Annotated in this window: 16 protein-coding genes and 8 tRNA genes; 20 read left to right on the top strand and 4 right to left on the bottom strand. The window is 64.0% G+C overall.

Going from position 1 to position 21573, the window contains the following annotated elements; all coding sequences use genetic code 11:
* Positions 1 to 157: 157 nt before the first annotated feature.
* Positions 158 to 742, bottom strand: a complete 585-nt coding sequence (locus tag M3I56_RS04960) for a peptidylprolyl isomerase (RefSeq protein WP_254352800.1) — start codon at positions 740 to 742, stop codon at positions 158 to 160.
* A 58-nt stretch (positions 743 to 800) separates the two neighbouring features.
* Entirely contained in the window at positions 801 to 1511 is a 711-nt protein-coding gene (locus M3I56_RS04955; RefSeq protein WP_028204110.1) for a M48 family metallopeptidase, read from the bottom strand.
* Positions 1512 to 1785: 274 nt separating this feature from the next.
* Here M3I56_RS04955 and cysS point away from each other — a divergent pair, with 274 nt between their 5' ends.
* From cysS to M3I56_RS04920, 7 genes are all read left to right on the top strand, one after another.
* On the top strand, positions 1786 to 3183 hold the full coding sequence (gene cysS / locus M3I56_RS04950; protein ID WP_254352799.1) for a cysteine--tRNA ligase: 1398 nt from the start codon (positions 1786 to 1788) through the stop codon (positions 3181 to 3183).
* A gap of 47 nt (positions 3184 to 3230) precedes the next feature.
* Entirely contained in the window at positions 3231 to 4115 is an 885-nt protein-coding gene (locus tag M3I56_RS04945) for a DNA-3-methyladenine glycosylase (RefSeq protein ID WP_254352798.1), read from the top strand.
* A gap of 128 nt (positions 4116 to 4243) precedes the next feature.
* The gene (locus M3I56_RS04940; RefSeq protein WP_028204107.1) at positions 4244 to 5215 is read left to right on the top strand and encodes an acetyl-CoA carboxylase carboxyltransferase subunit alpha; all 972 of its coding nucleotides are present in this window, start codon (positions 4244 to 4246) and stop codon (positions 5213 to 5215) included.
* Between the two features lie 41 nt (positions 5216 to 5256).
* The gene (gene tilS / locus M3I56_RS04935) at positions 5257 to 6687 is read left to right on the top strand and encodes a tRNA lysidine(34) synthetase TilS (protein WP_254352797.1); all 1431 of its coding nucleotides are present in this window, start codon (positions 5257 to 5259) and stop codon (positions 6685 to 6687) included.
* Between the two features lie 479 nt (positions 6688 to 7166).
* A complete protein-coding gene (locus tag M3I56_RS04930; protein ID WP_028204105.1) occupies positions 7167 to 8417 on the top strand; it encodes an aspartate kinase in 1251 nt (416 codons plus the stop codon).
* A gap of 224 nt (positions 8418 to 8641) precedes the next feature.
* Positions 8642 to 8735 (top strand) — tRNA-Ser (locus M3I56_RS04925).
* 586 nt (positions 8736 to 9321) lie between these two features.
* The gene (locus M3I56_RS04920; protein ID WP_254352796.1) at positions 9322 to 9684 is read left to right on the top strand and encodes a hypothetical protein; all 363 of its coding nucleotides are present in this window, start codon (positions 9322 to 9324) and stop codon (positions 9682 to 9684) included.
* Between the two features lie 147 nt (positions 9685 to 9831).
* On the opposite strand, the gene fabI is transcribed toward M3I56_RS04920, so the two are convergent.
* Positions 9832 to 10620, bottom strand: coding sequence for an enoyl-ACP reductase FabI (gene fabI / locus M3I56_RS04915; RefSeq protein WP_254352795.1), 789 nt, complete (start codon positions 10618 to 10620; stop codon positions 9832 to 9834).
* Positions 10621 to 10728: 108 nt separating this feature from the next.
* Between fabI and M3I56_RS04910 the strand changes: the two genes are divergently transcribed.
* The 5 genes from M3I56_RS04910 to M3I56_RS04890 all read left to right on the top strand — a co-directional run bounded on the left by M3I56_RS04910 (position 10729) and on the right by M3I56_RS04890 (position 17319).
* Positions 10729 to 12651, top strand: a complete 1923-nt coding sequence (locus M3I56_RS04910) for an extracellular solute-binding protein (protein WP_375541679.1) — start codon at positions 10729 to 10731, stop codon at positions 12649 to 12651.
* Between the two features lie 29 nt (positions 12652 to 12680).
* Positions 12681 to 13718, top strand: a complete 1038-nt coding sequence (locus M3I56_RS04905) for a microcin C ABC transporter permease YejB (protein ID WP_028204101.1) — start codon at positions 12681 to 12683, stop codon at positions 13716 to 13718.
* A 1-nt stretch (position 13719) separates the two neighbouring features.
* Positions 13720 to 14826: an ABC transporter permease gene (locus M3I56_RS04900; protein ID WP_254352793.1), complete on the top strand. Its 1107-nt coding sequence runs from the start codon at positions 13720 to 13722 to the stop codon at positions 14824 to 14826.
* A complete protein-coding gene (locus M3I56_RS04895; protein WP_254352792.1) occupies positions 14823 to 16448 on the top strand; it encodes a dipeptide ABC transporter ATP-binding protein in 1626 nt (541 codons plus the stop codon). Before M3I56_RS04900 ends, M3I56_RS04895 begins: the two co-directional genes overlap by 4 nt.
* A gap of 160 nt (positions 16449 to 16608) precedes the next feature.
* Entirely contained in the window at positions 16609 to 17319 is a 711-nt protein-coding gene (locus M3I56_RS04890) for a C40 family peptidase (RefSeq protein WP_254352791.1), read from the top strand.
* Positions 17320 to 17420: 101 nt separating this feature from the next.
* Here the strand turns inward: M3I56_RS04890 and M3I56_RS04885 are convergent, their stop codons facing one another.
* Complete coding sequence (locus M3I56_RS04885) at positions 17421 to 18365, bottom strand: patatin-like phospholipase family protein (protein ID WP_254352790.1); 945 nt, start codon at positions 18363 to 18365, stop codon at positions 17421 to 17423.
* A 473-nt stretch (positions 18366 to 18838) separates the two neighbouring features.
* Here M3I56_RS04885 and gltX point away from each other — a divergent pair, with 473 nt between their 5' ends.
* The 8 genes from gltX (at position 18839) to M3I56_RS04845 (ending at position 21480) form a co-directional block, all read left to right on the top strand.
* On the top strand, positions 18839 to 20260 hold the full coding sequence (gene gltX / locus M3I56_RS04880) for a glutamate--tRNA ligase (protein ID WP_254352789.1): 1422 nt from the start codon (positions 18839 to 18841) through the stop codon (positions 20258 to 20260).
* A gap of 235 nt (positions 20261 to 20495) precedes the next feature.
* Positions 20496 to 20571: transfer RNA gene (locus M3I56_RS04875), tRNA-Ala, on the top strand.
* 55 nt (positions 20572 to 20626) lie between these two features.
* Positions 20627 to 20702: transfer RNA gene (locus M3I56_RS04870), tRNA-Glu, on the top strand.
* Positions 20703 to 20774: 72 nt separating this feature from the next.
* Positions 20775 to 20851 (top strand) — tRNA-Asp (locus tag M3I56_RS04865).
* A 71-nt stretch (positions 20852 to 20922) separates the two neighbouring features.
* Positions 20923 to 20998 (top strand) — tRNA-Glu (locus M3I56_RS04860).
* A gap of 90 nt (positions 20999 to 21088) precedes the next feature.
* Positions 21089 to 21165 (top strand) — tRNA-Asp (locus M3I56_RS04855).
* 82 nt (positions 21166 to 21247) lie between these two features.
* Positions 21248 to 21323: transfer RNA gene (locus tag M3I56_RS04850), tRNA-Glu, on the top strand.
* Between the two features lie 80 nt (positions 21324 to 21403).
* Positions 21404 to 21480: transfer RNA gene (locus tag M3I56_RS04845), tRNA-Asp, on the top strand.
* The last annotated feature ends 93 nt before the right edge of the window (positions 21481 to 21573 follow it).

Genomic DNA, 21573 nt, shown 5'->3' with positions numbered 1-21573 from the left:
GGGATCCTTTGCCTGTGGCTGGGGGAATGAACGTCGCTGCATCGGCAAGAGGCGGGGCGTGTTGCCCAACGCGTGTGCCGGCGCCGCGACGTGCGACGGGTGAGGGCGGCGCAGCCGCCCGGTTAGTCGATGATTAACTGGCGTGTTGCCGGCGTTCTTACTTGCCGACGACGGTCGCCGACTCGATCACGATTTCCTTTTGCGGCACGTCGGCCATCGGGCCGCGCGAGGTGGTGGGCGCCGCTTCGATATTCTTCACGACGTCCATGCCCTGTGTGACCTTGCCGAACACGGCATAGCCGTTGCCGTCCGGGTTCGGATAGTCGAGGCCGGCGTTGTCGACCGTGTTGATGAAGAACTGCGCGGTGGCCGAATTCGGGTCGCTCGTGCGCGCCATCGCGATCGTGCCCGTGAGATTCTTCAGGCCGTTCCTGCTCTCGAGCGCGATCGGCGCGCGCGTGGGCTTCTCGACGAAGCTTTGCGTGTAGCCGCCGGCCTGGATCATGAAACCGCGAATCACGCGATGAAAGATCGTGCCGTTGTACTGGCCAGCCTTCACGTACTGCAGGAAATTGTCGACGGTCTTCGGCGCTTTCTCCGGATAGAGCTCGACGCGAATGTCGCCTTCACTGGTCTTGAAGAGCACTTGCGGATGCGCGGCGGCCGGCTGGCCGTTTTGCGCAAAGGCGGGTGCGTTCGCGATCAGGGCGGCGCTGCCGAGCGCCAACATCAACCATTTCATGAGTATCCTCGGAAGTGCGGGAAAAACGTGTCGCGGCGCGCAGGCTGCGCGCCATGTGTTAGTTCGATGGCGCGACAAAAGGCGGCATCGCGAGCGACCCCGTCGAGCCGCCGAACTGGTACGCGGGGTTGCTGAGCGCGGGCACGACGGCCGACGGGCTCGCTTCCGATGCGCCTTCTGCCGCCGCGGCGCTCGGCTTCTTCTGCGCGGGCGGCGGCGAGATGATCTTCGCAATGTCGGCCTGGCGCTGCTGCGTGGTGCCGCTTGCGTGGCCAAGCGTTTGCGCGCGGCGGTACGACGCGTCGGCCAGACGCAGGTACAGGTCGCCGAGATTTTCCCATGCGAGTCCGTACGACGGGTTCGCCTTCACCGCGGTTTCGAGCGCGACGCGCGCCTCGTCGTAGCGGCCATGCTTCGCGTAAAGCGCCGCGAGATTGTTGTAAGGCTCGGGCAATTCGGGGTAGAGCTGCGTGAGTTCGGTGAACGCCTCGATCGCGTCGTCGTCGCGGTTCAGGCGCGCGAGAATGGTCGCGCGCTTGAACTTCGCCTGTACGTCGCGCGGATTCGTCTTGATGCGTGCGTCGAGCTGGCTGAGCGCGCCAGCCCAGTCGTGCTGGCTGATCGCGGCGTCGGCGCCGGGCGTCGCGTCGGAGGTCGCCGGGGGCGCGGCATGCGCGATGCCGACACTGCACAGCACGATCGCGACGCTCGAGAGAGCCGACGCGGCAAGGGTCGCAGCACGGGGCGCGCGGCCGCTGGAAGGTTTCATAGGGTGAGGTCGCGGTGTTATACTCCGAGCCATTCTAACAAAAGGTCTGTGCGTTTTCGTCGCGCGCTTTGTCCCTCGCCCGTTTCATTCGCATTTCGGGCGCTTGCGCGAGTCGCCGGGCTTTCCAACGCCACTCGTGGTCGTCTCCGCCCCGATAGCAACCTGGTTGCAGTCCGGACGCCGACAGATAGCAGCCTGAGCAATGCGGGCATCACCCGCTGGCTGCGGTCGGCGCCGCCGCGGATTTCTTTCGACCCACGTATCCATCGCCTTTATGGAATCACTGCGCATCTACAACACGCTCGCGCGTGACAAGCAAAATTTCGTGCCACTCGAGCCCGGCGTCGTGCGTATGTACGTCTGCGGGATGACGGTGTACGACTATTGTCACGTCGGGCATGCGCGTGTGATGGTGGTGTTCGATATCGTGCAACGCTGGCTGCGCGCGCTCGGCTACAACGTGACCTACGTGCGCAATATTACCGATATCGATGACAAGATCATTCGTCGCGCGGTAGAAAACGGCGAGACGATCAAGCAACTCACCGACCGTTTCATTGCGGCGCTGCACGAAGACGCGGACGCGCTCGGCATCGAGCGTCCCGATCATGAGCCGCGCGCGACGCAGTACATCCCGCAGATGCTCGACATGATCGGCAAGCTCGAGCGCAACGGCTACGCGTACCAGGGTGCGGACGGCGACGTGAACTACGCGGTGCGCAAGTTCGCGAACTATGGTGCGCTCTCCGGCAAGTCGATCGAAGACTTGCGCGCGGGCGAACGTGTGGCGACGAACGATGCCAAGCAGGATCCGCTTGACTTCGTGCTGTGGAAACAGGCAAAACCGCAAGAGCCGGCCGACACGAGCTGGGACTCGAAATATGGGCGCGGGCGTCCGGGCTGGCATATCGAATGCTCGGCCATGGGCTGCACGTTGCTCGGCGAGCACTTCGACATTCATGGCGGCGGCCAGGACCTGCAGTTTCCGCACCACGAGAACGAAATCGCACAGAGCGAAGGCGCGACCGGCAAGACGTTCGTCAATACGTGGATGCATAACGGCTTCGTGAATATCGACAGCGAGAAGATGTCGAAGTCGCTCGGCAACTTCTTCACGATCCGCGAAGTGCTGGCGAAGTACGATGCCGAAGTGGTGCGCTTCTTCATGGCACGCGCGCATTACCGCTCGCCGCTGAATTACAGCGACGTGCACCTCGACGACGCGCGCAACGCGCTCACGCGTCTTTACACGGCGTTGAAGGACGTGACGCCGGACGCGGGCGAGCTTGACTGGAATGAACCGTACGCGCAACGTTTTCGTGCGGCAATGAACGACGACTTCAACACGCCGGTGGCGATCGCCGCGCTGTTCGAACTCGCGAGCGAGGTGAACCGTACGCGCGACGCAATGCTCGCGCGTCAGTTGCAGCGCCTCGCACGTGTGATCGGGCTGCTCGTGCGCGAGCCGCGCGTGTTCCTGCAACAGGCCGCGGGCGCACAAGATGCAGGTGCGCTCGACGTGGCAGCGATCGAAGCGAAGATCGCGGCGCGCACGGCGGCCAAGCAGGCGAAGCAATATGCGGAGGCGGACCGGATTCGGGCCGAACTGCTCGAAGCCGGTGTCGCGCTCGAAGACAAACCGGGCGGGTTGACCGAGTGGCGCCGCGTGTAAGCGGGCTGTCCAGTTTCCACTGATCGATTCGCGAGGCAGGAGGCAGGATGGCAACGGCCACGAAGACGCAGACCAGGCGGTCTGCGTCGCTAACGGGCGGAACTGCGGGCGCACCCGCAGGTGCAAAGCGTGCGCTCAACGGAGCGGGCGGCAAGGCAGCGACAAAGGCAGCTGCGAAGACGGCGCGTGGGAAAACCAACGGCGCGTCCGCATCGCACGAGGTGATCGACGGCGCGGCAATCGAGGCCGCTCTCTCCAATGGTCCGGCGGCGCTCGAAGCCGTGGAGCCCGCGGCGAACGCGCTGGGCGATCTCGAGTTCGAGGTGCAGCGTCCCGGCTATTGGGACAAGGCCTGCGCGGACCTCGTCAAGCGCGATCGCATTCTCAAGAAGCTGATTCCGAAGTTCGGCCCCGTGCATTTGTTGAGCCGCGACGATCCGTTCGTCACGCTCGCGCGCTCGGTGGTCGGCCAGCAGATTTCGACGGCGGCGGCGCAGGCGCTTTGGCAGCGTGTGGAAGCCGCGTGTCCGAAGCTCGTGCCGCAGCAGTTCCTGAAGCTCGGTCACGAAAAGCTCGCGGCGTGCGGCCTCTCGAAACGCAAGACGGAATACATCCTCGATCTCGCGCAGCATTTCGTCTCGGGTGCGCTGCACGTCGGCAAGTGGACGTCGATGGACGACGAAGACGTGATCGCGGAGCTCACGGCGATTCGCGGCATCGGCCGCTGGACCGCCGAGATGTTCCTGATCTTCAATCTCGCTCGTCCGAATGTGCTGCCGCTCGACGATCTGGGCCTGATCCGCGCGATCAGCGTCAATTATTTCAGTGGCGAGCCGGTCACGCGCAGCGAGGCGCGCGAAGTCGCGGCCAACTGGGAGCCGTGGCGTACCGTCGCGACCTGGTATATGTGGCGCAGCCTCGAGCCGTCGTGAGGCCCGGGGCAGTCGTCGGTTACCAAGAAAAATGCTATTGATCGAAGAAATCGATAGTTCTGAGCCGATTTCGGCGCGGGCTGGCGCGGTTAGAATACGCGCTGCCGCAAAGTGAAGGATTCCCACACATGAAGACCACGTTTCTGGATTTCGAACAGCCGATCGCTGAACTGGAAGCGAAGATCGAAGAACTGCGCTTCGTTCAGGACGATTCGGCCGTCGATATTTCGGAAGAAATCGAGCGGCTGTCGAAGAAGAGCCAGCAACTCACGAAGGACCTCTATGCGAACCTGAGCCCGTGGCAGGTTTCGCAGATCGCGCGTCATCCGCAGCGTCCGTACACGCTCGATTACGTGCACGAGCTGTTTACCGATTTTCACGAACTCCATGGCGACCGCTCGTTCGCGGACGACCTTTCCGTTGTCGGCGGCCTCGCGCGCTTCAATGGCCAGGCCTGCATGGTGATCGGCCATCAGAAGGGCCGTGACACGAAGGAGCGCGCCGCGCGCAACTTCGGCATGCCGCGCCCGGAAGGCTATCGCAAGGCCGAGCGCCTGATGCGCCTCGCCGAGAAGTTCGGCCTGCCCATCTTCACGTTCGTCGACACGCCGGGTGCGTACCCGGGCATTGGCGCGGAAGAGCGCGGCCAGTCGGAAGCCATCGGCCGCAATCTCTATGTGATGGCCGAACTCAAGACGCCGATCATCACGACGATCATCGGCGAAGGCGGTTCGGGCGGCGCGCTCGCCGTGGCCGTTGCCGATACCGTCATGATGCTGCAGTTCTCGACCTACTCGGTGATCTCGCCGGAAGGCTGCGCGTCGATTCTCTGGAAGAGCGCCGCGAAGGCGCCGGAAGCCGCCGAAGCGCTGGGCCTCACGGCGCACCGCCTCAAGGCGCTGGGCCTCATCGACAAGATCGTGAACGAGCCGCTCGGCGGCGCGCATCGCGACCCGAAGGGCATGGCCGCGCTGCTGCGCCGCGCGCTCGCCGATTCGCTGCGCCAGTTCCAGGGCATGAGCATCGCCGACCTGAAGCAGCGCCGTTTCGAGCGCCTGATGGCCTACGGCAAGTTCAAGGAAACGACGCCGGGCGCATAAGGCGCGCGACGTCAACGTTCCTCGACGCCTGCGGTCGTGCTGTGACCGACCATCCCGAATCCGACGCCGGGCGCATCGTTCTCGATGCGCTCGGCGTTGTGCTTTCCACGCTTGCCGACGACGCACGCATCGCGATCGCGTATAGCGGCGGCCTCGACTCGTCGGTGCTGCTGGACGCCGCGGTGCGGGTGGCCGGGGCGGCCCGTCTCGTCGCGCTGCATGTGCATCATGGCCTGAGCCCGAATGCTGAGGCATGGCTCGCGCATTGCGAGGCGACCGCGCGCGCCTATGGCGTGACGTTCGACGCGATGCGTGTGGAGTTGGCGCGCGACGCCGCCGCCGGCGTCGAGGCGGCCGCCCGCGACGCCCGCTACCGCGCGCTCGACGCGATGTGCGCGGCGCACGGCGTACAGGTGCTCTGGCTCGCGCAGCACGCGGACGATCAGGCGGAAACGGTGCTGTTGCAGTTGCTGCGCGGCGCCGGGCTCGCGGGGCTCGCGGCGATGGCGCCCGCACGTGCGAGCGTGAATGGCGTGGTGCGCATGCGCCCGCTGCTCGCGTTGTTGCGCACGCAACTGGAGCGCTATGCGCGCGCGCACGGCCTGCACTGGATCGACGACGAATCGAATGACGACACGCGCTACGCGCGCAACGCCTTGCGTCACGACGTGATGCCGGCGCTCTCGGCCCATTTTCCCGGTTGTCGCGATGCGCTTGCACGCACGGCGGCGCATGCGGCCTCTTCGCAGCGTCTGCTCGACGATCTCGCGCGCATCGATTTGCGCGACGCTGGACGCGAGGGCGATCACGCGCTTTCACAGACCGCGCTGCTCGCGCTCGACGATGCGCGCGCGCTCAACTTGCTCCGTTACTGGATGCGCTCGCTTGGCCTGCCGGCGGCATCGACAGCGCGGCTTGCGGATATGTTGCGGCAGTTGCGCGAGGTTGCGCGCGATGACGTGAGCGGCCACGCGTTGCGCGTCGATCACGCCGGACACCGCTTGCGCTCGTATCGCGGCATCGTCTCGTGGGAAGCCGTGCGTGCGCGCGACGAACGCGCAGGCGAGGGCGCCGCTCATGCGCGCACGCCGGTGTCGTTGACCTGGCGCGGAGAGGAAGTCTGGCGCCTGCCATCATGGCGCGGGACCTACGTTTTTGCGCCCGCCGCCCCCGACGATGCCGACGCCGTTCCCGAGCGCGTGCTCGCGAGCGCGCCGCTCGTCGCGCGCGCGCGCAGCGGCGGCGAGCGCTTGCGCGACGAAGCCGCGAACGTGAGCCGCACGCTCAAGAACCTGTTCCAGACGCGCGGCGTGCCTGCATGGGAGCGCGACGTGCCGTTGCTCTTTGTGGGCGAGACCTTGCTGTTCGTGCCCCGTATCGGCGTGAACCGGTCGGCGTTCGCTGCGCTGCCTGGCGAGCCTGGCGCGGCCTGGCGTCGCATCGAGTGGCGCGAAGATTGGCTGATCGCCTGAAGTCGCGCCCAACGTCACCGTCCAATTCGCCGACGGAATCGCGATCGTTCCCCCGCAAATCCTTGCCGCACAAGCCTTTTTCGGCATCCGCAAGCTTGTTCTGTCTTGTAATTTTGGCGTCAATCGGGTAGTGTAAGTCGTTTGTCCAGCCCGCTTTTTCGCGTTCACGGACGCCGTCAAAAGCGGCATATGCACGAACGCCATCAAAAATGGCGTACGCCGTGAAGGCGCGATTTCCTTCGAGCGGTATCCGACGGTTGCAGGGACGTCGTAGCGGCATGCGGGCAGGGCGCGAGTGCAAGGCACCAGCGCGTATCGATACGTATCGCACGATATGGATACGATGCGCCGGCCTTCGCGCCCCTGAGGCAAAACCCGCGCGTGCTGCACGCGCTGAAGCCGCCGCCGTGGCCCCAAGCGTCCGGGCGGCCCGGTTCTTCAGTGCGCCAGCGCGGTAACATCTCCAGTTCAGAACGACAATGGCACTCATCGTACACAAATACGGCGGCACCTCGATGGGCTCGGTCGAGCGCATCAAGAACGTCGCCAAGCGCGTCGCCAAATGGCACAAGGCCGGCCACAAGATGGTCGTCGTGCCGTCGGCGATGTCCGGCGAAACCAATCGTCTGCTCGGTCTCGCGAAAGAAATTTCGCCGCAGCCCAGCCCGCGCGAGCTCGACATGATTGCGTCGACCGGTGAGCAGGTGAGCGTCGGCCTCCTGTCGATCGCCCTGCAGGAAGCAGGCGTCGACGCCATCAGCTACACCGGCTGGCAAGTGCCGGTCAAAACCGACAGCTCGTTCACCAAGGCCCGCATCAACGACATCGACGGCGAGCGCGTGCTGGCCGATCTCGACGACGGCAAGGTGGTCGTGATCACGGGCTTCCAGGGCATCGACCCGGAAGGCCATATCACCACGCTCGGCCGCGGCGGCTCGGACACGTCGGCGGTTGCAGTCGCAGCGGCGCTGAAGGCCGACGAATGCCTGATCTATACGGACGTCGACGGCGTCTACACGACCGACCCGCGTGTGGTCGACGACGCACGCCGTCTCGACCGCATTACGTTCGAAGAGATGCTGGAAATGGCCAGCCTCGGCTCGAAAGTGCTGCAGATCCGCTCGGTGGAATTCGCGGGCAAGTATCAGGTGAAGACGCGTGTGCTCTCCAGCCTGACCGACCCGATGATGAACCTCGACGAGGAAATGTCCTCGGGCACCCTGATTACTTTTGAAGAAGACGAGACCATGGAAAAAGCAGTCATCTCGGGTATCGCGTTCCAGCGCGACGAGGCCCGCATCATCGTGATGGGCGTGCCCGACAAGCCGGGCATCGCGTATCAGATCCTCGGCCCCGTGGCGGATGCGAACATCGACGTCGACATGATCATCCAGAACCAGAGTGTGGCCGGCAAAACGGACTTCACGTTCACGGTGCCCCGCGGCGACTATCAGCGCGCCATCGATGTGCTGAACAATCAGGTGAAGGGCCACGTTAGCGCGGAGCAGGTGCTCGGCGACGCGAAGGTGTCGAAGGTGTCGGTGGTCGGCGTGGGCATGCGCTCGCACGTAGGTGTGGCGAGCAAGATGTTCCGCACGCTCTCAGAAGAGGGCATCAACATCCAGATGATCTCGACCTCGGAAATCAAGATCTCGGTGCTGATCGACGAGAAGTACATGGAACTGGCGGTGCGCGCGCTGCACAAGGCGTTCGACCTCGAGCACGCATAAATCGCGCTGTTTTTGCGTGGCCTTTTGCGCCGCGTTTGAATTGTGTGACGAGGGTGTGACGCGGTTTTCCGCTCGATTCCGGTTTGCGATGCTGCGCACGACGTTCGTTGTGCGCTTGCAGAAAAAACTTTGCAAAAAAGCGTCGTATGAATTGACCGGAAGGCGCTAACCCGCTATTATCTTGGCTTCGTTGCGCTGCCTCCCTGGCGCGAACGAAGTTTTCGGGAGACGTGGCCGAGAGGTCGAAGGCACTCCCCTGCTAAGGGAGCATCTGGGCCAAAACCTGGATCGAGGGTTCGAATCCCTCCGTCTCCGCCAGTCATGGCGGCGAAACCCCGCAAGTCTCGGCTTGCGGGGTTTTTGTTTTTTGGGCTCCCGCCACGCGAAAAGCCGGTGTTCGAACGGCGCGGCTATTGCCGCCTCGAGTTGTCCTGCTTGCCTCACCATCGATCTCCGATCTTCTGATCCACTCGCTTAGGACTGCATAGGCATCTCCGGCATGCGCAAAACCCAGGGGAACGCGGTCAATATTTTCGTGGATATGCCGTTAATACATTTCGTGCGCAACACGTCGTGGGAGAGTGAGGCGCGCGGAAAGTCATTCGTAATGCGAATGAAGTGAAGTTTGTGGCGTGAGTGCGGCAACCGCGCAGCGATATCGCTGTGTGCTGCGCGTGCGTGAGCCGAAAACCCTGTTGCGGTCCGCACGCTTTGGCGCCAGCGGTGATATCCTCCGCTGCGCCATCGTTCGCCGCGTCGCTCAAGCGGGCATCGGTGTAACGAGACGTAACGACATCGAACGCAGGCCATGTTTGTGCATCAGTTATTACAAGTTTGAAATACGCGGGCGAAAGCCGTGCGTTATATTGGCTTCAACAAAACATCAAACCCGAAAGGTGAGTCCATGAAGTTCCCACGTGTTGTTGCAATGCTGCTCGGGGGCGTGGCTATCGGCGCATCGAGCGTTGCTATGGCTGGCGTGAGCGTTGGTGTCAACATCGGTATTCCGGCCCCGGTTTATGTCGCTCCGCAACCGGTCTACGCGCCGCCGCCGCCGCCGGTCGTCTATCAGCCGGCGCCTGTTTATGCGGTGCCGCCGGCCATCGTCATCGGCTGGCACGGCGATCGTTACTGGGATGGCCGCCGCTACTGGGGGCGCGACGACTGGTATCGCCACCACGGCGGCTATGACGGCCCGGGCCGCGGCCACTACGACCGCGGCCATTACGACCGCGACCACGGCGGGCCTCCGGGACATTGGCACTAAGCCGCGAGGCTCGGTGCCGGCGTGATGCGCGTGACACGGCGCACATGGCGCATCAAGCGCCGCGCCAAAAGAAAAGCCGCCCAGCGGGCGGCTTTTGCATTCTTGCCGTTGCGCGCGCAACGACGCGCACGCAACGCGAAGGGAGGCTTACTCGAGGCCGGCCATGCCGCCAACCACGGCGTTGAAGCCCGAGTCGACGTGCATGATCTCGGCGGTCACGCCGGCTGCCAGATCGGAGAGCAGGAACGCGGCGGAGTTGCCGACCTGCTCGATGGTCACGTTTCGCTGCAGGGGGGCGTTTTGCTCGACGAAATCGAGGATCTTGCCAAAGCCCTTGATGCCGCTTGCCGCGAGCGTCTTGATCGGGCCGGCGGAGATGCCGTTCACGCGCACGCCTTGCGCACCGAGCGCCACCGCGAGATAACGCACGCTCGCTTCGAGTGCGGCTTTCGCGACGCCCATGGTGTTGTAGTTCGGAATCGCGCGCTCTGCGCCGAGATAGGTCAGCGTCAGCAGCGAGGCGTTCTGGGCGAGCATCGGCTTGGCGGCCTTGGCGAGCGCCGGGAAGCTGTATGCCGAAATATCGTGCGCAATGCGGAAGTTCTCGCGCGTCATGCCATCGAGGAAGTCGCCTGCGATCGCCTCGCGCGGCGCGAAGCCGATCGAGTGGACGAGGCCGTCGAGCGTGTCCCAGTGTTGCTTGAGATCCGTGAAGAGCGCTTCGATTTGCGCGTCGTCGGCCACATCGCAGGGGAACACGAGGGTGCTGCCGAACTCCTGCGCGAACTCGGTGATACGGTCCTTGAAGCGGTCGCCGACGTACGTGAACGCCAGTTCCGCGCCTTCGCGCTTGCATGCCTGCGCGATGCCGTACGCGATCGAACGGTTCGACAGCAGGCCGGTCAACAGGATGCGTTTGCCAGCGAGGAAGCCCATGAATTCTCCTAAATCAGGTCAATGCGCCAGCGCCTGTGGGGGCGGCGCCGCGTGGTTTGGGTAGAATTCTCTCACAACTGACAAGGCAGCCCAGACAATTACCGATCTATGACGACAGGAACGCGAGGCAGGACGGCGCTCGGCGCGCTTGGGGCAATCGTTCCTGCGGCTCGGCTCGCGCTCGGCAAAAGATTGGCGGCGATGGGTCTGGCGCTTGCATTCGGGCTGATGGCCATGCCAAGCGCTCACGCGGTCTATGCCATCGCGCAGTACGGCGAGCCCAAATATCCACAAGGATTCGCGCACTTCGACTACGTGAATCCGGATGCGCCCAAGGGCGGCACGCTCGTCCTCGCCAATCCGGACCGCCTCACGAGCTTCGACAAGTTCAACCCGTTCACGCTGCGCGGCAACGCGGCGCCTGGGCTCGGCATGCTCTTCGAGAGCCTCACGACGGGCAGCCTCGACGAAGTGGCCTCGGCCTACGGTTTGCTCGCCGACGATATCCGCATCGCGCCCGACGCGCTTTCGGTGACATTTCACATCAACCCGAAGGCGCGCTTCTCGAACGGCGACCCGGTGACCGCCGAAGACGTGAAGTTTTCGCTCGACACCCTCAAGAGCCGCCAGGCCGCGCCCTCCATGCAGGCGTATTTCAGCGAGATCACGCGCGCGGTGGTGGTCGATCCCGCGACGATCCGCTTCGAGTTCCGCAGCAACAACCGCGAGCTGCCGCTCATCGCGGGCGGCATGCCGGTGTTCTCGCACAAGTGGGGTTTGCGCCCGGACGGCGGCCGCATCGCCTTCGATCAGCTCGCGTTCGAGCAACCGATCGGCAGCGGCCCGTATGTGATCGACCGCTACTCGAACGGCCGCACGATCACTTACAAGCTCGCCCCCAACTACTGGGGCAAGGACCTGCCGGTGCGCGTGGGCACCAACAACTTCGAGCGCATTACCTACAAGCTCTATTCGGATGACGTGGCGCGCCTCGAGGCCTTCAAGGCGGGCGAGTACGACGCGCTCGTCGAATACGTCGCACGCAACTGGGTGCGGCGTGATGTCGGCAAGCGCTTCGACAGCGGCGAGCTCGTCAAGCGCGAGTTCCCGCAGCACAACGGCACCGGCATGCAGGGCTTCGTCATGAATTTGCGCAGGCCCGTGTTCCAGGATGTGCGCGTGCGCCGTGCCCTCGACCTCGCGCTCGACTTCCCGTGGCTCAACCGCATGCTGTTCTATAGCCAGTACCGTCGCATCGACAGCTGGTTCGCGAACACGCAGCTACAGGCAAAGGGCCTGCCGTCGCCCGGCGAGCTTGCCTTGCTCGAGCCTTGGCGCAAGTCGCTCGATCCCGCCGTGTTCGGGCCGCCGCCCTTGCAGCCCGATACGACCCCGCCAGGATCGCTACGTGCGAATCTGCTCAAGGCGCGCGCGCTTCTGGCTGACGCCGGCTGGACCTACCGCGACGGCGCGCTGCGCAATGCGAAGGGCGAGCCGTTCACGTTCGAGGTGCTCGACGACACGAGTGCTTCGGCGCAGTGGGCGCCGATCATGGCGCAGTACACGCAGGCGCTGAGGCGCCTCGGCATCCAGGTGAACTATCGCTCGGTCGATTTCGCGCTCTACCAGAAGCGGCTCGACGCCTTCGACTTCGACATGACGACCATCAAGTTCCCCGACGTCCAGGTGCCGGGCGCGGAACAGGTCGACCGCTTCGGCAGCAAGGCCGCCGACGAGCCGGGCTCCGGCAATCTGCTCGGCCTGAAGGCGCCAGCCGTCGATGCGATCCTCAAGGCGCTCACGCAGGCGCAGACGCTCCAGCAACTGCTCGACGCCACGCATGCGCTCGACCGGGTGCTGATGCACGGCTACTATGTGGTGCCGCAGTGGTACAGCGCGACGCATCGTGTGGCGTTCAAGAACACGCTGGCGTATCCGGCAAAATTGCCGCTGTACTATGGCGCGAACGACTGGATCATCTCGACGTGGTGGTTCAAGCCCCAGCCCGTGCCGCAAGCGGCCGGTCATTGACAACGGACACGACGGAAAGCATCGAAATCATGTGGAGCTACATCGTCAAACGGCTGCTGCTGATGATCCCGACGCTGCTCGGCGTGCTCACGCTGACCTTCGGCGTGATCCAGTTCGTGCCGGGCGGCCCCGTCGAACAGGCGGTGCGCGAATTGCGGCGAGGTGCGGAGCAGGGCATGCCATTCGGCATGCGCGCGCATTCGGGCGTGGACGCGCAGCAGATCGCGCAGCTCAAGCAGCTGTACGGCTTCGACAAGCCGCCGCTGCAACGCTATTTCCTGATGCTCGGGCGCTTTGCGCGCTTCGATCTCGGACAGAGCTATTTCCATCACCAGAGCGTGTGGTCGCTGATTATTTCCAAGCTGCCGGTTTCGATCAGCATCGGTCTCTGGACCTTCTTTCTCACTTATCTGATATCGGTGCCGTTGGGCATCGCGAAGGCGGTGCGCAACGGCTCGCGGTTCGACCTCGTGACGAGTCTGGTCGTGCTCGTCGGTTACGCGATTCCGGGCTTCGTGCTGGGCGTCCTGCTGCTCGTGCTGTTTGGCGGCGGCTCGTTCCTGCAGCTCTTCCCGCTGCGCAATCTCACGTCTGACAACTGGGACACGCTCTCGCTCGGCGGCAAGATTCTCGATTATCTCTGGCACATCACGCTACCCGTGACGGCCTCGGTCGTGGGCAGTTTCGCCGTTACGACCATGCTGACCAAGAACGCCTTTCTCGAAGAGATCCGCCGCCAGTACGTGCTGACCGCGCGTGCGAAAGGGCTCTCGGAGCGCACCGTGCTCTGGAAGCACGTCTTTCGCAACGCGTTGCTGCCGCTCGTGGTGGGGTTTCCGGCAGCGTTCATCGGCGCGTTCTTCACCGGCAGCCTGCTGATCGAAACGCTTTTCTCGCTCGACGGACTCGGTCTGCTTTCGTACGAATCCGTCGTGCGGCGCGATTATCCGGTCGTGCTCGGCACGCTGTACCTCTTCACGTTGATCGGACTGCTAACCAAACTGATTTCCGATCTGTGCTACGTGTGGGTCGATCCCCGCATCCAATTCGAACAACTGGAGCGCTGAGTTGAACCGAGTCCGCGCTGGCGCCGAACCCGAACTGCGTACCGAGAGCGTGCGCGCCTTCAAGTCGCCCACACCGGCCCGCCGTGTGTGGCTGCGTTTCAAGCAGCAGCGTCTTGGCTACTGGAGCCTGATCGTGTTTCTCGTTGCGTTCGCGGCGAGTCTCGCGGGTCCGCTCTGGTGCAACGACAAGCCGATCGTCGTGCGCTCCGAGGGGCACCTGTATTTCCCGTTGTTCAAGGACTATCCGGAAACCGCGTTCGGCGGCGATTTCCCGACGCCTGCCGACTACCTCGATCCGTACATTCGCCACCGCTTCGACGCGCCGGGCAACTTCGCGATCTATCCGCCGAACCCGTACTACTACGACACGCTCAACTACTTCGCGAAAGTGCCGAACCCCGCGCCGCCGTCGCGCCAGAACTGGCTCGGCACCGACGAGAGCGGCCGCGACCTGTTTGCCCGCTTGCTCTATGGCTTTCGCGTGTCGGTGGAGTTTGCGCTCGTGCTGACTGCCATCGGCACGCTGCTCGGCGTGCTGGCGGGCGCCGTGCAAGGGTACTTCGGCGGCAAGGTCGATATCTTCGGGCAGCGTCTCATCGAGATCTGGAGCTCGCTCCCCGAGCTTTATCTGCTGATTATTTTCGCGGCGATCTTCGAACCGGGCTTCGTGCTGCTGATCGTGCTGCTTTCGCTGTTCGGCTGGATCGGCCTGTCTGACTACGTACGCGCCGAATTCCTGCGCAACCGCAACCAGGACTACGTGCTCGCCGCGCGCGCAATGGGCCTTTCGAACTGGCAGATCATCTGGCATCACGTGCTGCCCAATAGCCTCACGCCCGTCATCACCTTCCTGCCGTTTCGCATGAGCGGCGCGATTCTCGCGCTCACGAGTCTCGACTTCCTGGGCCTTGGCGTGCCCGCACCCACGCCGAGCCTCGGCGAGCTGCTCGCGCAGGGCAAGCGCAATCTCGACGCATGGTGGATCGCGCTCTCGACCTTCGGCGTGCTCGTGGCGACGCTGCTGCTGCTCACCTTCATCGGCGACGCGCTACGCAACGCGCTCGACACGCGCATTTCCGACGCCATGAAGGCCGGAGGCAACCAGTGAGCGTGCCTCAGGACGCAGCCGCGCCGCTCCTCTCGATCGAACACCTGAGCGTGCACTTTGACGAGACGCTCGCCGTCGATGACGTCACGCTCGCGATCGGGCGCGGCGAGCGCGTGGCGCTCGTCGGCGAGTCGGGCTCGGGAAAGACCGTCACCGCGCTCGCGGTTTTGCGCCTCCTGCAAGGCGCGCGGATCAGCGGCGCCATCCGCCTCGACGGCGACGATCTGCTCGCGAAGAGCGAGCGCGCGATGCGCGGTCTGCGCGGCAACGACGTCGCGATGATCTTCCAGGAGCCGATGACGGCGCTCAATCCGCTCTACACGGTCGGCGAGCAAATCGCGGAAACCATCGTGCTGCACGACGGCGTCTCGAAGAAAGCAGCCTACGAGCAGGCTGTGGGCTTGCTCGAGCGCACAGGCATCACCGAGGCGCGGCGGCGCGTGTCGAGCTATCCGCATCAGCTCTCGGGCGGCCAGCGCCAGCGCGTGATGATCGCGATGGCGCTCGCGTGCCGTCCGCGCCTTTTGCTCGCCGACGAGCCGACCACGGCGCTCGACGTCACGATCCGCAGCCAGATCGTCGATCTGCTGCTTGAATTGCAGCGCGAGGAGATGGAGCGCAATCGCGGCGCAGGCATGTCGGTGCTGCTCATCACGCACGACCTGAACCTTGTGCGCCGCTTCGCGCAGCGCGTGGCCGTGATGGAGAAGGGCAGGCTGGTCGAGTCGGGCAGCGTGGAGCAGATTTTCGAGGCGCCGCAACACCCGTACACGCAACGGCTCATCGCGAGCCGGCCCGAGCGCCACGTGCTGCCCGTCCTGCCGATCGCGCCGGTTCTCTTGCAGGCGAAGGATGTGATCGTCGACTTCGCAACGAAGTTGCCGGGCTTTCGCGGCTGGTGGCAAAAGGGGCGCTATCGCGCCGTGAACGACGCGAACATTGTGGTGCGCCAGGGCGAGACGCTCGGCATCGTCGGCGAATCCGGATCGGGCAAAACGACGCTGGCGATGGCGATGTTGGGGTTGCAGCGAACCGCGGACGGCGTCGTCGAGTTCCAGGGGCGGCCGATCGCGAGCTATCGGGGGCGCGACAGGCTGGCTTTGCGCTCGCATCTGCAGGTTGTCTTTCAGGACCCGTTCAGTTCGCTTTCTCCGCGCCAGACCATCGAGCGCATCGTGGGGGAGGGGCTGTTGCTGCATCGGCCCGATCTTCCCAGCGAGGAGCGGCGCAAGCGCGTCGTCGGTGTGCTGCGTGAAGTGGGCCTCGATCGCACCGCCTTGCAACGATACCCGCATGAGTTTTCGGGCGGCCAGCGTCAGCGTATCGCCATTGCGCGCACGCTGGTGCTGGAGCCGCGCGTGATCGTGCTCGACGAACCGACCAGTGCGCTCGACGTGTCGATCCAGCAACAGGTGTTGCGATTGTTGACGGATTTGCAACGCAAGTACAACCTGGGCTACGTGTTCATCAGCCACGACCTGGAGGTGATCGGCGCGATGGCGCACCGGGTGGTGGTGATGCACAACGGGGCGATTGTCGAGTCAGGAGAGGTCGCGAATATCTTCGATAACCCAACCCATCCTTACACCCGAAAATTGTTGAAAGCCGCCTTTGATCGCTAGGCTTTGGCGGAACTTTAGAGTGAATTTCGGTGAAATTCACCAATGAGGTGAATGTCGCGATTGAATTTTTCTATTTGTTTTGACACACAAATACTTACTGGCTAGTATCGTCCAAACTTTTCTACTAACTCCCTGATTTACGGGCAATTTCTACCGACCAATGCAGCACCGATACCTGACCCAGGCTTGCACGCGCGCCGTCGCCGGGATGTTCATCGGCGTACTGATGGCCGCAGCTCCCGGCGCGTTCGCCGACGAAGTAAGCAGCTTTAACCAGAATGCCTCATTTTCGCCGAACAACCCGGCGAATCTGCAGTCCATCCCCGCAGTGCAGAGCGCACTCCAGAATGCCAACCAGGCGACCCCGGCGGCGGCTCCGGCCCCGACCGAAGGCGGCGCCAAGGCGTTCCTTTCCGGCATGGCCGGCAAAGCCGGCGACGTCGTTGTCGGCGCACTCAACATGATTGGCGTGCGCTACCGCTGGGGCGGCAACACGCCCGACTCCGGCCTCGACTGCAGCGGCTTCGTGCGTTACGTGTTCCAGGACACGCTCGGCATGTCGCTGCCGCGCCGCGCCGAGGAAATGAGCCGCGTGGGCGAGAAGGTCAGCATGAGCAACCTGAAGCCGGGCGACCTCGTGTTCTTCAACACGATGCGTCGCACGTTCTCGCACGTCGGCATCTACATCGGCGACAACAAGTTCGTGCATTCGCCGTCCACGGGCAGCACGATCCGCGTCGACGACCTCGACGACGGCTACTGGGAAAAGCGCTTCACGGGTGCACGCCGTATCGAAACGTCGTTCACGCCGGACCAGCAGCAAAGCCTCAAGCGCGTGAGCGCACAGTTCGACGGCAACGGCGGCAACTGATCGGGGTGTCGTAGCGAACAAAAAAGCCTGCTTCTTGCGAAGCAGGCTTTTTGCGTTTTTTTGCGCTCGTGCGCCTGCCGAAGGGGGCTCAGGTCAAGTGCTCAGGCCGTCAGGCGCGCCGCGGCGAGCTTGCGCTCGAGCTCCGGCATCATGCGCGCGCCCGCTTCCTCGCCCGCGAGAATCGCCGCGTTGCGCTGCGTGAAGTCGCTGCTCGACATTGCGTTGAGGTTCGGGCGGATCACGACATCGGCGTATTTGTCGAGCTCGTAGGTCTTGATCGTCTGGCCCATGATCGTGAAGGTCTGCATCAGCACGTCGAACTGGCTCAGCGTCGAGGCCGTTTCCGGGCGCGCCGAGATGTCCACGGCGATCACGAAGTCGGCGCCCATCTTGCGTGCGAACGAGGCCGGCACGGGGCTCACGAGGCCGCCATCCACGTATTCGTGGCCCGCAATCTTCACGGGCTCGAAAATCGACGGAATGCTGCACGACGCGCGCACGGCAATGCCCGTATTGCCGCGCTGGAACAGGATGGGCTGGCCCGTGCGCAGTTCGGTCGAGACGACGCCGAGCGGCTTCGCCATCTTCTCGATGGGCCGGTCGTGCAGCGTGGTGTTCAGATAGTTCTGGAGCGCCACGCCCTGCAGGAGGCCGCGCGTGCGAAACGGCATCGCCCAGTCGCTGATCGAGGCTTCGTCCATCGTCAGCGCGAGCTTGTTGAGCGCGAAACCGTTCATGCCCGAGGCGTAAAGCGCCGCGACGACCGAGCCCGCGCTCGTGCCGACCACGAAGTCCACTTGCACGTTGCGCGCCTCGAGCGCCTTGATCACGCCGATATGCGCGAAGCCGCGCGCCGCGCCGCCGCCGAGCGCGAGGCCCACGCGAATCGGGCGCGTCGGCCTCGCGACGGGCGGCGGGGGCGCGGTGGTGACGGGCGGCGGGACGCTGGCGGTCTGCGTGCCCGCGGTCGTGCACGCGGCAAGGACGGTGGAGGCGGCCGCAAGCGAAAAGTGCCGGCGGCTCAACGAGGGCGATGACTGCTTCAAGAAGGTTCTCCATGCGGTCCGCGGGCGTGTCCGGCAAGGAACGGCGCGGTACCCCGGTCTGCTCGCGCGGGCGGCCGAGTATCTGTATTTGCGCGCGCGACGCCGCATCGTAATGGCGGCGCGCCGACATCATAAGGCAAAGCGCGGCCGGTTTAGCCGGCGTGCATGTAACGCGATGTGACGGCAGATGACAGCGCGCTCGACGGCTTGCGGGCGCGCGGACGTTGCAGGAGAGAAGCGGGGCGCCCGCATGCGCTGCGGGCCTCGCCCCCAGGCCGAAGCGGTGCATGGCGGGTATAATCCGGTCTCTAATTTTCCGGATTCCCGTTCGTGTGCGCGAGGCTGCGCGCGCCCCGGCGCTCTCGCGCTAGCCGCGCGGGCCGAACGCGCCGCGAACCCTGGCCATCCGCCGCCGTCGCTGCTTTTATCGCCGGCGCCGCGCTCCGGATGGCATCGCTTTCGAGTAATCGCCCATGACTACCTCTGTCGTCCGTACCCGCTTCGCGCCGAGCCCGACCGGCTTCATCCACCTCGGCAACATCCGTTCCGCGCTTTACCCCTGGGCGTTCGCGCGTCACAACAAGGGTGTCTTCGTGCTGCGGATCGAAGACACCGACCTCGAGCGTTCGACGTCGGAATCGGTCGATGCGATCCTCGAAGGCATGGAGTGGCTCGGCCTGAATTTCGACGAAGGTCCGTTCTACCAGATGCAGCGCATGGACCGTTATCGCGAAGTGCTCAAGCAGATGCAGGAGCAGGGCCTCGTGTACCCGTGCTACATGTCGACCGAAGAGCTGGACGCGCTGCGCGAGCGCCAGCGCGCCGCAGGCGAGAAGCCGCGCTACGACGGCACGTGGCGCCCGGAGCCGGGCAAGGTGCTGCCCACGCCGCCCGAGGGCGTGCAGCCGGTGCTGCGCTTCCGTAACCCGCTCATGGGCGTGGTGGCATGGGACGACGCCGTCAAGGGCCGCGTGGAGATCTCGAACGAAGAGCTCGACGACCTCGTGATCGCGCGCCCGGACGGCACACCGACCTACAACTTCTGCGTAGTCGTGGACGACGTCGACATGAAGATCACGCATGTGATTCGCGGCGACGACCACGTGAACAACACGCCGCGCCAGATCAACATCCTGCGCGCGCTCGGCGCCGAGCCGCCGGTCTACGCGCATCTGCCTACGGTGCTCAACGAGCAGGGCGAAAAGATGAGCAAGCGCCACGGCGCGATGAGCGTGATGGGCTATCGCGACGCAGGCTATCTGCCGGAAGCGGTGCTCAACTATCTCGCGCGCCTGGGCTGGTCGCACGGCGACGCCGAAGTGTTCACGTGCGAGCAGTTCGTGGAGTGGTTCGATCTCGAGCACCTGGGTAAGTCGCCCGCGCAGTACGACCACAACAAGCTCAACTGGCTCAACAACCACTACCTGAAGGAAGTGGACAGCGCGCGCCTCGCCGAGCTCTCGAAGCCGTTCTTCGCCGCGCTCGGCGTGGACGAAGCCGCGCTCGCCAAGGGCCCGTCGCTCGAAGGCGTGGTCGCGCTTTTCAAGGACCGTGCGAACACGATCAAGGAGATCGCCGAGAGCGCGATGATGTTCTACCGCGAGCCGCAGCCGGAAGCCGAAGCGCTCGCCCAGCACATCACGGAAGCCGTGCGCCCCGCGCTCGCCGATCTCGCCGCCGCGCTCAAGGGCGCGGAGTGGACGAAGGAGGGCGTCTCGGCCGCGCTCAAGGCCACGCTCGCCACGCACAAGCTCAAGATGCCGCAACTCGCGATGCCGGCCCGCCTGCTCGTGGCGGGTACCACGCATACGCCGTCGGTCGATGCGGTGCTCGTGCTGTTCGGCCGCGATGCGGTGGTGAGTCGAATCGAGAAGGGTATTTCGGCTGCAAAGTAAAATTTTTGAAGAATTTTTCGCCCGGACCCTAGCGCCCGCGCGGCGGTTCTTGTAGTATTCGGGCTCCGTTGAATACGGAGCGCGAGATAGCCGCAGATAAGCAGCGAATCTCACGCAAAGAGCCGCAGAATCGGGCAACGATGTTTCAAGGAAACCTCGAAGCGCTTCAGAAAACGATTCAAAAGCTCTTGACGAAAGCGAAAGTGATGTTTAAAATCTCGCTTCTGTTCTGCAAGGGGGTATAGCTCAGCTGGGAGAGCGCTTGCATGGCATGCAAGAGGTCAGCGGTTCGATCCCGCTTACCTCCACCAACAGAACGCGCAGTAAGCAGTAGAGTGTGGTAAAGGCATTATCTGAAAAGATCATGTCCCCTTCGTCTAGAGGCCTAGGACATCACCCTTTCACGGTGAGTACAGGGGTTCGAATCCCCTAGGGGACGCCAGACATGTGCGTCGTCAATGAGATTGGCGAGGTATCAGGTGGAAATAAACCATCCATCTGACTATGTCGAACTGGAGCGGTAGTTCAGTTGGTTAGAATACCGGCCTGTCACGCCGGGGGTCGCGGGTTCGAGTCCCGTCCGCTCCGCCAGATCGAGCCCGTTCAGAAACTGTGAGCGGGCTTTTTAGTTAAAGTGACGATTACAGGCGCAAGCCCGTGTTGTCCCCTTCGTCTAGAGGCCTAGGACATCACCCTTTCACGGTGAGTACAGGGGTTCGAATCCCCTAGGGGACGCCAAATCAAAATGCGGCGCCAAACAGTAGCACTACGCAGTATGGCGACGCCGCCAGCGGGAATCGACCGACGCCCGCCGGTGAGCAGCAAGCTGGAGCGGTAGTTCAGTCGGTTAGAATACCGGCCTGTCACGCCGGGGGTCGCGGGTTCGAGTCCCGTCCGCTCCGCCAGATTCAAAGCCGTTCTGCAGTTGCTTCGGCAATGGCGAACTGCTGCAGTTCCGAGGCGTAAGCCTGCGCTTATGCCTGTGTTGTCCCCTTCGTCTAGAGGCCTAGGACATCACCCTTTCACGGTGAGTACAGGGGTTCGAATCCCCTAGGGGACGCCAAATCAAAATGCGGCGCCAAAGAGCAGTATGGCGACGCCGCCAGCGGGAATCGACCGACGCCCGCCGGTGAGCAGCAAGCTGGAGCGGTAGTTCAGTCGGTTAGAATACCGGCCTGTCACGCCGGGGGTCGCGGGTTCGAGTCCCGTCCGCTCCGCCAGAACGAAGCCCGTTGGATACGTCCAACGGGCTTTTTCTTTTTCCCCAGACGTTTCTCCTGCCTTCCATTCCCCATCCTTCAATTCGTTGGCCG

The organism is Paraburkholderia sp. CNPSo 3281 (assembly GCF_024206515.1).
Lineage (GTDB): Bacteria > Pseudomonadota > Gammaproteobacteria > Burkholderiales > Burkholderiaceae > Paraburkholderia > Paraburkholderia nodosa.
The sequence above is the reverse complement of the archived record's forward strand: the minus strand, read 5'-3'. Positions and strand labels throughout refer to the sequence as shown.

Bases quoted from the DNA above. Each gene is read 5' to 3' on its own strand.
- M3I56_RS04930 (WP_028204105.1), top strand. From the start codon at position 7,167: ATGGCACTCATCGTACACAAATACGGCGGCACCTCGATGGGCTCGGTC.
- M3I56_RS04905 (WP_028204101.1), top strand. From the start codon at position 12,681: ATGTGGAGCTACATCGTCAAACGGCTGCTGCTGATGATCCCGACGCTG.
- M3I56_RS04940 (WP_028204107.1), top strand. From the start codon at position 4,244: ATGAAGACCACGTTTCTGGATTTCGAACAGCCGATCGCTGAACTGGAA.
- M3I56_RS04920 (WP_254352796.1), top strand. From the start codon at position 9,322: ATGAAGTTCCCACGTGTTGTTGCAATGCTGCTCGGGGGCGTGGCTATC.
- gltX (WP_254352789.1), top strand. From the start codon at position 18,839: ATGACTACCTCTGTCGTCCGTACCCGCTTCGCGCCGAGCCCGACCGGC.
- M3I56_RS04955 (WP_028204110.1), bottom strand. From the start codon at position 1,511: ATGAAACCTTCCAGCGGCCGCGCGCCCCGTGCTGCGACCCTTGCCGCG.
- M3I56_RS04910 (WP_375541679.1), top strand. From the start codon at position 10,729: ATGACGACAGGAACGCGAGGCAGGACGGCGCTCGGCGCGCTTGGGGCA.
- M3I56_RS04945 (WP_254352798.1), top strand. From the start codon at position 3,231: ATGGCAACGGCCACGAAGACGCAGACCAGGCGGTCTGCGTCGCTAACG.
- M3I56_RS04960 (WP_254352800.1), bottom strand. From the start codon at position 742: ATGAAATGGTTGATGTTGGCGCTCGGCAGCGCCGCCCTGATCGCGAAC.
- M3I56_RS04890 (WP_254352791.1), top strand. From the start codon at position 16,609: ATGCAGCACCGATACCTGACCCAGGCTTGCACGCGCGCCGTCGCCGGG.
- fabI (WP_254352795.1), bottom strand. From the start codon at position 10,620: ATGGGCTTCCTCGCTGGCAAACGCATCCTGTTGACCGGCCTGCTGTCG.
- cysS (WP_254352799.1), top strand. From the start codon at position 1,786: ATGGAATCACTGCGCATCTACAACACGCTCGCGCGTGACAAGCAAAAT.